Annotated in this window: 11 protein-coding genes; 4 read left to right on the forward strand and 7 right to left on the reverse strand. The window is 38.6% G+C overall.

Annotated features, from left to right (window positions below; genetic code table 11):
• Positions 1 to 326: 326 nt before the first annotated feature.
• The 4 genes from A3Q34_RS18235 to A3Q34_RS18250 all read right to left on the reverse strand — a co-directional run bounded on the left by A3Q34_RS18235 (position 327) and on the right by A3Q34_RS18250 (position 6555).
• Positions 327 to 4133, reverse strand: a complete 3807-nt coding sequence (locus A3Q34_RS18235; RefSeq protein ID WP_070376635.1) for an RHS repeat domain-containing protein — start codon at positions 4131 to 4133, stop codon at positions 327 to 329.
• A complete protein-coding gene (locus A3Q34_RS18240) occupies positions 4130 to 4321 on the reverse strand; it encodes a hypothetical protein (protein ID WP_070376636.1) in 192 nt (63 codons plus the stop codon). The genes A3Q34_RS18235 and A3Q34_RS18240 overlap by 4 nt, the downstream gene beginning before the upstream one ends.
• Positions 4322 to 4389: 68 nt before the next feature.
• A complete protein-coding gene (locus tag A3Q34_RS18245; protein WP_157471046.1) occupies positions 4390 to 4854 on the reverse strand; it encodes a hypothetical protein in 465 nt (154 codons plus the stop codon).
• A gap of 741 nt (positions 4855 to 5595) precedes the next feature.
• Positions 5596 to 6555 carry an integron integrase gene (locus A3Q34_RS18250; RefSeq protein ID WP_070376638.1) on the reverse strand — a complete coding sequence of 320 codons (960 nt, stop codon included), beginning with the start codon at positions 6553 to 6555 and terminating at the stop codon, positions 5596 to 5598.
• A gap of 425 nt (positions 6556 to 6980) precedes the next feature.
• Here A3Q34_RS18250 and A3Q34_RS18255 point away from each other — a divergent pair, with 425 nt between their 5' ends.
• The 3 genes from A3Q34_RS18255 (at position 6981) to A3Q34_RS18265 (ending at position 9752) form a co-directional block, all read left to right on the forward strand.
• A complete protein-coding gene (locus tag A3Q34_RS18255) occupies positions 6981 to 7832 on the forward strand; it encodes a tyrosine-type recombinase/integrase (RefSeq protein WP_070374980.1) in 852 nt (283 codons plus the stop codon).
• Positions 7829 to 8962: an IS91 family transposase gene (locus A3Q34_RS18260; RefSeq protein WP_070374979.1), complete on the forward strand. Its 1134-nt coding sequence runs from the start codon at positions 7829 to 7831 to the stop codon at positions 8960 to 8962. The genes A3Q34_RS18255 and A3Q34_RS18260 overlap by 4 nt, the downstream gene beginning before the upstream one ends.
• A 289-nt stretch (positions 8963 to 9251) precedes the next feature.
• Positions 9252 to 9752, forward strand: a complete 501-nt coding sequence (locus A3Q34_RS18265) for a hypothetical protein (RefSeq protein ID WP_070376639.1) — start codon at positions 9252 to 9254, stop codon at positions 9750 to 9752.
• Between the two features lie 398 nt (positions 9753 to 10150).
• Here the strand turns inward: A3Q34_RS18265 and A3Q34_RS18270 are convergent, their stop codons facing one another.
• From A3Q34_RS18270 to A3Q34_RS18280, 3 genes are all read right to left on the reverse strand, one after another.
• The gene (locus tag A3Q34_RS18270) at positions 10151 to 11305 is read right to left on the reverse strand and encodes an IS110 family transposase (protein ID WP_070373630.1); all 1155 of its coding nucleotides are present in this window, start codon (positions 11303 to 11305) and stop codon (positions 10151 to 10153) included.
• Between the two features lie 99 nt (positions 11306 to 11404).
• Entirely contained in the window at positions 11405 to 11722 is a 318-nt protein-coding gene (locus A3Q34_RS18275; RefSeq protein ID WP_070376640.1) for a CcdB family protein, read from the reverse strand.
• Positions 11722 to 11967 (reverse strand): type II toxin-antitoxin system CcdA family antitoxin, encoded by a 246-nt coding sequence (locus A3Q34_RS18280; protein WP_070376641.1) that lies wholly within the window; start codon positions 11965 to 11967, stop codon positions 11722 to 11724. The genes A3Q34_RS18275 and A3Q34_RS18280 overlap by 1 nt, the downstream gene beginning before the upstream one ends.
• A 171-nt stretch (positions 11968 to 12138) precedes the next feature.
• Between A3Q34_RS18280 and A3Q34_RS18285 the strand changes: the two genes are divergently transcribed.
• A complete protein-coding gene (locus A3Q34_RS18285; RefSeq protein ID WP_070376642.1) occupies positions 12139 to 12504 on the forward strand; it encodes a hypothetical protein in 366 nt (121 codons plus the stop codon).
• The last annotated feature ends 36 nt before the right edge of the window (positions 12505 to 12540 follow it).

Here is a 12540-nt window from a genome sequence, read left to right on the forward strand (position 1 = left end):
CAAAATATGTATTAACAAGATTAAACAGAATTAGATGAGATCCGTTATCAAGTGTCACCTACCCCTTTGATTTTTCATTTATTTTTTTTTACAAATTTTATATATAAATATTGGTGCTGTTACAATAACAAATGCAAAAATTATATTTAATAGTTTATTAATATGGAAGCTATCATAATATTTCTCAATAAAATCAAAAAATGACAATGAATCTTCAACCAACTGAAAGTATTGAAAAACAATTTGTACACTCATTATGCATAAAGGTAGCGCACTCAGCAATAATACAATAATTAAAGATCTTATTAGCTTATTTTTAGTGGTTATCACTGATTCATTTCCTTTGCGGCTATTTGAGCAGTAGATTGCCCCATAATTTCAGGTAATGCATCAGTTATTTTCTTAGTTACCGCAATACCTAATCCAACTATCGCGTTTTTACTACTACCTCCAACCACCGTATCTATACCCTTTCCAATAAGAGTGCCGGCACCACCACCAGCCATACCGCCGACCCCATTTGCAGCTATATTACCTGTAGCATCAGTAGTTTTACCTGTTATCATATCGGATACTGAATCTACAGCAACACCAGTTGTTATCGCTATTCCAGCACCTGAAACTGTATTTACAGAAGTTTCAATAGCTGTTGCTGCGACCTTTGATACCTGCATCGCCTTTGTAATTGTAGATATTCCATTAGCAATCCCCAACCCTGCCATACCTGCGGCGGCAGCACCAGCGGTTTGAACATAATTAATATCACCAAACCCTTTTGTCAGTCCTTGAGCTAAAACATCTATCGATGCGGCAATTAATCCTGTTACAAAAAAACCAATCGTCCCTGTTGGATCAGACATATTAACAGGATCATTGCCCACATAGGCATACATATTCATGCCATCATCATAACCAATAGGGTCAGTTTGTAAGAATCTCCCTAGCTTTGGATGATAAACCCGTGCTTTGTAATAATATAACTCAGTACCTGGTAGTAGTATTTGGCCAGTATACCTAAAACGCGAGGTACTGGTATTAATCGGCTCTCCGTAAGGCCCATACTGATGGGTTGCGCTGATTGTACCCGTGTTACTTGTTTCTGCAACTATAGAGCCTCGCTCATCTGCAAGTAAATAACGGGTATTACTCGTACCTGAGCCTATGTACCATACAAGTGGGTCATCTGCTGCGATACCATGAACATAACGATTAATTAAGCTTCCGCTGCTGTTATATTCACCAACAAGTTCATTACCATCATATAAAAAGTTGGTTTTACTGCCATTGAGTGTTGAGCTTTCTAATCGACCTGTTGGGTCGTAAGCTAACGCTAAAGTGGTTCCTGATTTCGCTGCTGATATCAGCCGGTTGTGTGCATTGTAGTCATAAGTCCAGCTGTCATAACTGGTGAGGTTACCAGCGTTGTCATAGTTAATGCTTTGACCGCCAACGCTATCGTATTGGTTAAGGTTATTGACTTCATAACTTTGTTCACTTATGGAAGGTATAGTGATTTTAAAATCATTATTACTTACGATGCGGTTAATCAATTGACTTGCTGGATTATAATCAAAACTGGCATTGTTAATATTGAGGTGGTTAAAGTTTTGCACTTGCCCTGCGTTATTGTAGCTAAGAGATGAGGTCACACCATTATTTCGCGTGACGGAGGTTAAACGTCCGTAGTTGTCATAACCATAACTGGCTAATGTTTTACTGTTATTTTCTTTTATCGAGGTTAATGCCCCTGAGCTATCGTAAGCATAATTGACAGTAAAGTTATCAGGGTGTTTGAGTTTATTACGGCGTCCAGTCGCATCATATTCATAGGTAAGCATTCGGCCATTCGTCGTCGTTGTTTCAATACGGCCAAGGTCATCATAAGCATACCCCACTGAGCTATTATGGCGTGTAGCGAGTGTTTGTCTCCCTAAGCCATCATAATTAAAATTAAGGGTGTATTCACCTGAGATACTGGTACTTGTTTTTGAATTAATGGCATCATAGTCATGCGTGAGGATTATGCCATCACGTTTCCGCCATGTTTTTAAGTTGCTATTGGCGTCATAGGTATTACTCTCATAACTATTGTCTGGGTAGGTGGTTTTATATAAGCGGTCAACACCATCATATTGGTAGTGAGTGGTATTGCCGTTGCCATCTTTTTTAAAGTCTACTTGGCCATTGTCAGTGTAACCTATTTCGATATCAATGCCCGCAGCCTCAGTGCCATAACCAGAGACCGTTTTCGTAATACGCGATAAGGTATCATAAGTATTATAGGTAATACGGTCAGGTCCAAATTCACCTTCAGATCCTAGCAAACAAGCAGAGCTTGGTAATGCGCTAAACTTTAAAGGGTTCATGCGTAATGCAGTACATTGTGGGCGGTTTAAGCTGTCATATATTGTTTGAGTTATTTTTTCTGTAGTGCTTGAAACTAACTTAGTTTCTGTCAATAAACCTAAACTATTAAAGTTGTTGTCAATGGTTAAGTTAACTGTAAGATTTGAGCTTGAAGAAGAAGGCAAGATACCTTGTTCAGACTTAGCTACTTGGTTATCTTGGTCTCGATAAGTTACCCTTGTTGCAACCCGATAGCCTTTTTGATTGACAGCTCCTATATCCCACGTTTTTCGTCCTGATAAATCATAGCGTGCATAGGTTGCATCATTTGTGCCTGGAAGCGGGCCATCCACTTTATTCACATTCCCAGAGGGCCAATAGGTGTAAGTGGTTGTTTGGCTTTCACTGCCCGTACCATTGGTTTTAGTGATGGTTTCAGGAAGATTTGTATCTTCCCAATATGCGTAGGTGGTGATTTGTTCGTCTTTTGTGCCACACTGGTTACTGCCACAGATGGATGTCTTGGTTAAACGGTCAAATCCATTTATCGCTGTATAGGTGTTGGTGGTTATTCTGCGCGTGCCACTATCAGCGATCGGCTCATTTTTCGTCAGCATACCGCCATGATTCGAGTCAAAGGTATAATCCGTACGGTTGCCATTAGCATCAACGATGTAAGTGGGGCGATAGCAGTTTAACCCTGAGCAATTAGATAAATCATAATTAGCAGTGATAACAATATCAGCAAGACTCGACCCCGGTTTGCCTTTAAGTCGTTTTGAGGTAATATTTCCTAATGAATCGTAAGTGTATTCTTCTTTATTTCCTTCTGGGTAGGTGACGTTAAGCAATCTATTACCTGTAGTGTAAGTGTAATATGTTGTGTTACCTAAACTATCCGTGACAGCATTAATAAACTGTCGATGGTTTGGTGCTGGCTTCACCGTAAAATCGACTTGGCGGCTATAGCTGGAAGGACCCGTAATAGACATCTGACTGAATTGCTCTTTGGGGTCGTAACCTGTTCCCGTTTTAGCGGTATAGGCATAATTAAAGGATTGACCATCACGCGTTATATTGGTGACAAAATTATTATGTATTGTGCCGCCATAATTTACGGATGCTGAAGTGACAGAAAGGCTGTTTGAACTGTCGCTCGGTTTTTTTAAGGTAAAACTTTTTGCATAATCGTCACCGCCTTGCGAACTACTAAAGCCAGTGTATTGCCATGTTCTATTATTTAAATCCGTTAGTTGTGTTGTGCTAGAGTCACTATAGGTGTGTTTCGCTAGTATTTCACCTGAACTGCTTTTAATGATTTTAGCTGTTTTCGCTTTCCCCCACCCAATGTCACCCAAGACACTTGATTGATAATCAATCAGCATCTCGTAACCCGTATTTGATGAAATACTTGTAGGGCGATATGAATCAAATAGGGCCGAAGAAGCGACAACATCATAGGTATACGTTAATACCTCACCATCAGGATAAACAATACTTGAAGCGTACCAGCCACCTTGCGTTTTACCTGAAGAATTAAATCCCCATGCTTTATTACTATAGATAACCTTAATACCGCTCCCTCCCTGAAGGTATATTATAGAGCTAGAGTTGATAGTACCCAGTAAAGTAGAGCCGTTATCATCAGTAGCAATACATTCACTAGCTGTACATTTAAAATAGTCAGACGTTTTTCCACCGAAGGTAACTGAAAATGAGCCATTACCTCCGGCATAGCCAAGGCCGACAACTTTTGCTTCAAGTTGTTGAATGGTATGCAAAGTCAAGTTAGGCGCAGCGGGGTACTTAATATAGGTAAATTAGGTGTATATTTACCTGATAATAAATCAACAGAGTTTACGTCAGTGACCATGTCTAACGGTTTGATTTTTGCAACGTCATCTTCTGCGCTTACTTGTGTCATTATCGACAGTGAGCATAAGATAATTGTAGTTTTTAATAGTTTGTTCAGCATCTAGTTATGCCTTATTTTTATTAGGTGATGTAATTCAGATATTCATAGTTGAGATAATGATTTCTAGGTTAATTACGGTCGCTTGTAACCCGTATGAATTTTGCCTTTGAATCAGAAGTTACTGCGTCATAACACGTTAATGTATATGCTGTAGTTTCATAAATATTGACGGATTTTGAGCCTGAAGAGCTTAAGTTAGGAGGGTTTGCTGAACTGCCTGACTCAACTAGAGTACAGTGTGTAGTATCTGTTGATGCCCAAATTAATGTAATGGCCTTTCCTGAATAACTAACACTGCTAGGCCCAGTAAAGCTGGTAATGACAGGTAAAGTGGGTTGATAGGGTGAATCAGATACATTTAACCGATTACCTGCATCATCAAGTGTGTAATACACTTCATCAGCAGAGCTATTGGCAGCTTTAATAAGGCGACCTCTTGCATCATAAGTATATTGCGTCACATAATCTTGAGCAAATACGCCTATGGATACGGCGGACATAAATAGACATAAAGCGACTCTCCTTTTCTTCATACATATCATCCTTGAGGAAGGGACCTCATTATTATTGTAAGTAAAGTCTTTAACCTTTTACTGTATAAATAATACAACAGCATGAAAAGCGAGTGACTAGTGTTTGTTTAACGTACAATTTAGGGGGGTAATGTCAATGTTTTTTTAGATTTAAAGGGAAGTGTTTTTGATGTAAAAATTACAATTAATGTAAATACTAAAATAACAATTATTAAAAAAATTTAGGTCATTCATGAGTAAATCTAATCTGAAATAACTGTCACTATTTATACAAAACCGCCCGCTTTTGGGTAATAGTGACGGTTAGCAGTATCTCATTAGCGAGATGGAGCTAATACCTTTATTTTCGTGAATCCAATATGATTCTAATGTCCGCTTTTGAAATTAAGTCATAGTTGTACGTTCAATATTAAGTGAATTTTAGAGTACAAATAAATAAAATTAGTTAAATTATAAGGTCAGCTCAAGGCTCTGAACTGCCGTTAGCAACTCAAAAGCTAATGTCGGCAATTGGCTATTTGTTGACCCAAAGAATAATCAGCAGCTATCGTCAGTAAAGATACGTTAGCGGACGTTAACATCAATGGATTCCCAAGCTGTTATTAGTGTTCATTAGACGTTGAGCTACCTTCATCTTGATAGTCAACAAAAGCCACTACAGCGGTCATTCATCATCAAACAGTTAATGCTAACCGATGGCATCAGCAAAATAAAAAAGAGATACTTTTTCTAATGGTTAAGTTATCTATCAATGGGGCTAAGAGTCCCTGAAGAATGCTGGCCAATCACATGAGTATAGATTTGAGTAGTCTTCAAATCATTATGGCCAAGTAATTCTTGTACCGTTCTAATATCAGCTCCATTTAACAGTAACTGAGTCGCAAAACTGTGTCTGAAAGTATGTGCTGTGACATGCTTTCTAATATCAGTTTTCACAACGGCAGATCTCAGAGCTTTGGTTAATGAGGTCCAATGTAAGTGATGACGACAAAAATAACCATCCGTTGGATGCTTACACCTCACGGTTGAGGGAAATAAATATTGCCATTTAAACTGAGTAATTGCTTTTGGATATTTACGTGATAATCCTGAAGGCAAACTCGTTTTACCTTCTCCTTCAGCTAAATCTTTACTATGCAAGTCTTCGACTTTGTCTATTTGGGCCTTGAGTGACTCTATGAGTATTTTAGGCAATAAGGTCATTCTGTCTTTAGCCCCTTTCCCCCTAAAAACGTAAATTGAATTACCGTCAAAATCGATATCTTTGATACGCAATCTCAATAGTTCCGCTTTTCTTAATCCACACCCATATAACAAGCTGAACATAAGGTGGTACGGAGGCTTTAATTCTTTGATAATCGCAGTAGCCTCTTGGTTTGATAATACCATTGGCACCCTAGTTGGCGCTTTAGCCCTAACCGTATCAGATAAGAGGGTTAGTTCTCTTTTAAATACATGCTTGTACATGAAAACAATTGAGCATAACGCTAAGTTTTGGGTTGAAGAGGTTACTTGCCTATCAACAGCTAAGTACGTGAGATAATTACTTACTTCTTGCTCTCCCATATCTTTGGGGTGTCGCTTTTGGTTAAAAAGAATGAAGCGTTTAATCCAAAGCAAATACGCTTTTTCAGTTTGGATACTGTAATGTTTTGTACGAAGGATATGACGGATACTTTCAAGAAAAGGCGATGTAGACATTATTACCAACCTATAACTGTGTTTATATACAGTTATAGGTTTCAATTAAATAAAGATCAAATATTTTATCAAATGGATATTACTGAGAAGTCTCAGTAAATGACCAAAACCCTGATATATCATTAAAATTTCAAGTTATCTTACTGAATAAAAACGCTTTTTTGTTTTTGGTGTTGGCAGGATATTACTAAGACTTCTCAGTAATATCCGAACACAATAAGTTTTAGTTAAATTAATCTTTCTAATTTATTGAAATTGTGGAATATTAAGTGATAATTAATAAAAATTATGGAACGGACATTACTGAGAAGTCTCCATAATAAGCTGTTGAACTAAACCGCTTCGCGGGGAGTGCCAACTCCCTGACATATCACTGCATTTCAACCACACTTAACTTGCTACTCAACCTTTTTTGGAGGCAAGTTATGACACCACTAAGACAACAGTTACTTGACTGTATGCAAGTACGACACTTTTCAATTAGAACACAGCAAGCCTATGTTCGTTGGGTTTACGACTTGGCGAAACATACCCATCGCTCCCCTGATTCATTGCAAGACAGTGAGTTAAAAAAGTACCTTTGGTCATTAACCCTAGAGCGCCATTTATCGTCAAGTTCATGTGCACAGGCGTTTCATGCGTTGAACTTTTTTTATGGTCAAGTGCTAGGGAGAACATTCGGTGAACAATTATTACCGCCGATGAAGCGAGAGCAGAAGATCCCTGAGCTATTAAGTGTATCTGAAGTGAAGCGGATCATTGATATATGCCACAATCCTAAATATCGCATGATGATCATGTTGTGCTATGGCTGTGGTTTACGCCTTAGTGAAGTCTGCTCGCTCAAGGTAAAAAATATAGCGGGTGAAGAGAAGGTTATACATCTTCAACAAGCCAAAGGGGCTAAGGACAGGCGTATCCCCGTATCTGAATCATTGCTACACCAGCTACGACTTTATTGGCAAGGTCTTCATCCCATCATTTACCTGTTTTTTAAGCCTGGAGAAGATAAACCGTTACATCAATCGTCATTACAAAAAGCTTATTACAAAGCGAAAAAAGATGCGGGGATTTTAAAAATAGGCGGTATACACGCCTTGCGGCATGCTTTTGCTACGCATCAGCTAATGGCTGGTATGCCACTACCGGAGTTACAGCATATTTTAGGGCATAAAGATATCCGAACTACCGTGCGATATACCCATTGGCTACCCCATTATCAAGCGGTGGACGGAGCACAATTTGATTTACTCAAGCAACTGGAGCAACAATCATGAACGGCTCATTGCTTCAGCAAATTATCGCACAAGGACTACCACACCTTGAGAAGAAAACCATCACACCAAGGCAATGGCAAGTGTTGCATCACCTTCAGGATTGTCGAACTCAAGCGATGGGCAGTTATCAATGGCACTGCAATCACTGTGAACAAGATACCCAGTGGTATTGCTCTTGTCGTGACCGACATTGTCCGGTGTGCCAAGGTAAAGCACGAGAGCAATGGTTACGTAAACGACAAGCGGATGTACTCCCTGTCGCTTATCACCATGTGGTATTCACTTTACCGCATCAGTTTAATGGTTGGGCAACATTACATCCTGAGATACTTTATAAAACGCTATTCAAGGCTGTCTGGGAAACATTAAGTGAATTTGCAAATGCAAGACATCATATGGAGGGTCAGTTGGGTATGTTGGCGGTGTTACACACTTGGGGTCAAACCTTGTGTAGGCATATTCATTTGCACTGCCTCATTCCAAGTGGAGTATTAACCCAAGACAAGCAATGGTGCAATAGTCGCAAGGCCCACTATTTATTTCCTGTAAAAGCTTTATCAGTGAAGTTCAGAGGGAAAATGCTGAATGGTTTAGAGGAACAAGCCAACGCAGGTGAGCTTCATCGATTAGAGCAACCAACTATTACGCAAGTATTGAATCAAACAGCTCGGTTGAAATGGAATGTTTATAGCAAACCTACCATTGGTCATACCGATACAGTGGTTAACTATTTAGCACGTTACTGTAATCGCGTAGGCATTAGTGAAAGTCGTTTATCTTTAAGGGGCGAAAATAACGTATTAATGCGCTACAAGGACTATCGTACCAATGAGACAACTCATATGGATTTATCTCCGGCAGAGTTGATAAGGCGATTTTTATTACATGTTCTGCCCAAAGGTTTTATGCGGCTGCGTTATTACGGATTCATGGCTAATTCAATAAGGCGTAAATCGTTAATCCTCATTAGGAAAAGCTTAGATAAAGAGATAGAGAAGCTTGAAGACGATATCACAGACAGAGTAAAGGATGAAATAGGACCTGAATGCCCAAGATGTCATCATGCAGGGATGATCTTGATAGGAATTCTATTGCCGAACAAACCGTTAGCGCAGTTTCGAACGATCTAGTTGAGTGGTGTAATCTGTTAATTATGCGTTGAAAAAAGCGATAGTAGAGGCTTCGTTTGTCTTGAATAAAGCCCCTGATAAGGTAAACTGGCTTGATAACGTTGAGCAAAATAGAGTAAGGGAGCTATTGAAAATTCAATTTATGGATAATCCCCTTCCTACTACAGAAATAACTCAATAAACAAAAACCATATAGACTGTGCCAGGCGGCTCAGTCCAACAGGACATTTATCTCTCATGCTTCGACAAGAGATAAATGCTTAATTGTTAGAGCTCTTCGAGGTTGAGTATGGAAATTGATTGGCAATCTGCAATATCTACAGGTCTCACAGTTTCTATTATTGGTTACTTAACAAATAGAGCAGTGTACAGCCAAAAAAAGGGTAACCTTAAATACGGAATGCCAATGAAATTTCTCGGTATAATCTGTTTTATTGTCTCAGTTGTTCCTCTATATGTTTTATTAGCTCAGAATTACCAAGTAGATAAACCTGGGGAAACGACAGCTTTAATTGGGCTAGCCGTTGGGTTCGGGTTAGGTGCTATTTATTTCGTTACTGAATCATTTTTCGTTTTTGGAAATTATGATTGTAATAAAATTGAATTTTTCTCTCCTTGGACTGGAACTAAAACACAAGATTTTAAAAACCTAGATTATTGTTCCCTTAACCCATTTTGTGGGTATTATGTTCTTAAATTCAAAGATGGGACAAAAATCAGGTTGTCTACTCAACTTGGTGGGCATGGACATTTAATTGATTTTTTGAACAAAGGCGAAAATGAGCTATAACAAGCCACTCAAGCAGGACAAATAACAGTTGGTTTTGTTCGCTTCGCTCTCTATTATAACCAACTATTATTTGCCTCTTAGTGGGGCGTTGGTATGACTCCCCACGTCAAGTTAAATACACTGATCCTTGTTCATTAATTTCAGAACCATTGTATTCACTTTTAGTATTAAGTGAGTTAACGCATAGAATGAAGCAAGTAATTTCGTCGGTTATCATGCTGATATTCGTGGATTACTAACTTGTTTGCTAGCAGCGCCTACCTTACTCATTTCGTCGTGGCACCTGTCTTCAGTCTATGTTCGCGGTTCAATAGCCGTTAGGCTATTGCCGTCCTAACGCCGTCGGTGATTGTGCCACACCCGATGCTTGATCCCATGCGCTAACTCAAAACTTTTATTCATGCAGGTACTCTCGATATTCTTAGCTTCACATCAATTTTTGGTAGCACTACCTCGCGAGAAATAGCCCAAATATAAGCGATCATTTCTCTGGCGATGGCCGTAACGACCACATTACGATGTTTGCCTTTATGCATGAGTCGTTGATAGCGGCGGCACAACCTCAGTTGAGCTTGCCAAGCCATATCAATAATTTCTTTGCTTAAGCCTTCTTGTCTTAATTGCATTTCTTTTGAAATATTGGCGTTGTGTTTATACGAATGTGCACCTTCGACCAGTAGTCGTCTTGCACGGCTGTTACCGCATTTGGTAATAGCACCTAAATGGCGTTTATCGCCACTTGAATGTTCGCTTGGTACAAGACCAAGGTAACTCATTAATTTTCTAGGATGGTCGAACCGTGATAAGTCACCTAGTTCGGCAATCACTCCTGTGGCGACTAATAACCTCACACCACGGAGCGCCTGTATCGCTTTAACTACAGGATAAAACCGCCAGTTTTTCACTTGATGTGTTAATTCATTATCCAGCCTTTTTAAGCGTTTTAGTCGTTCATTAATGGTTAAAACCGCTTCTTGCAAAACAATTTGCTGACAAGGATGAGGTAATACTAATTCAGCGAGCCAACGCAAATGTTGTAATGACCAGTTATCTTTTATTTTGCTGTTAATGTTGTTACGTAATAACAATGCTTTAAGTTGATATTTAGCATCCTTTAAGTCTTTCATGCCTGTTTCTCGTGCCCGAGATAAGTCCCGTACGGCTTCATCTTCGGGCTCAGGGACATAGATAGATGTTAAGTCTTCAGACTTGAGCAGCTTTGCAAGTTTGAGCGCATCACGTTTATCGGTTTTGATTTTATCTCCTGGTTTTTTAGGGATAAGAGAAGGTGCGATGACATAGCAACAATGATTAAGGCTGGTGAGAAAGCGGTAAATCCAATAGCCACAAGGACCTGCTTCGTAAACAAAATGAAGTGTGGCATCTGGATATTTTGATTGTAATTGTCGTGCAAGTTTTTTAAAGGCGGCTTTATTACTGAGTATTTTACCTAGATGAGTTGATTTAGCGCCACGTTGGTCTTCAATATAAGCGACTTCAGTAAATGTTTTATGGGTATCTAAGCCAATGAAAAGTATGTTATGTTTTATCATGCTAGCCTCTGTTTGATAATGTTGACACATATATTATGGCTCTGGTTTGTAAAACTAACCCACATTTAGAGGCTAGCACCTTGTGGGGAGTCATTGTGTCTATATGCCCGTAATAGCAAAGTCGATCGCTGCAATAATCTCATCTCTTAATGATTCAACCGAGCCAACAGGGCTTTTGAGTAAATTTGCTGGCATCGATGAAATCTGAGGTGTGAGTAAAATGAATTGTTCATTTTCATATTCTATCGCTGGAGTTAAGCCATTCATTTTTTCATTTCTAAAATGACTAAGCTTCCCTAAAGGGAGCACAATTCTAGTTGCAATATCGCTAATTAACGCATTTTGGATATCAATTATATAAGGATATGCTTCTCTGCTTTTTTTACTTGGGTTTATGTATACATCAAATTGTGCCATTAAAATTCTCTAAATTCGTCACCAAAACAGCCATTTTCATCTACAAAATCATTGTAGGCTTTTATAGCGTTTTTATTTTCTTTTACCCATTTTTTAGCTTCAATACTTTTCAATTTATCTTTTAATGCTTGCTCTAAAGTTGCAGATAAATTAATGTTAAGTGCTCTTGTTCTTTTTAGTAAGTCACTATTTAGGCTAAGGTTTGTTGCTTTTTTAGGGGCTTCAAGATCGTATAATGCTTGCATAGTATGTCTCCAAGTAATCATTACGTTTATTATGCGCACTCTAATGCGTATTGTAAAGGGCATATAAGCTATTCAAACGGACGCTAAACAGTTGGCTAGCTTCGTTCCTCGCAATTTTAGCCAACAATTTTTCGCCGCTTAATAGGGCGTTAGCTGTACAAGGAGAGTTAGGTGTTAAATTGGTTAAAGGAAAAATGTTCTAAAAGTGTTTGGCATACTTTAGCTATGGTAATAGTTATTCTGCTTGCTGGGCCAGAGGTAATGATAAGTATGGAGTTAATGGCACTAGTAGAACTATTGGGTGCTTCAACTTTCGTTTTACTCTATGTGTCAGGGGTTAAGATGTTTTTCGCTAATGTTGTTAATAAATTTAAAGCTTTTGAATCTTACTCTGTTTTATTTATTCCAACACTTGAGTCTTTAAAACAAATGCCATTTCTTATGCTTCATGCAATACCAGAACGTAGTACTTCAATTCTATTTATTAGTTTTGTTACTTTAACCATACCTTTAATATATTTATTAAAAATGGTTTAAGGGGAATGCACAGCTAACGCCATTCAAGCAGGACAA

It is taken from the genome of Colwellia sp. PAMC 20917 (assembly GCF_001767295.1).
Classification (GTDB): Bacteria; Pseudomonadota; Gammaproteobacteria; order Enterobacterales; family Alteromonadaceae; genus Colwellia_A.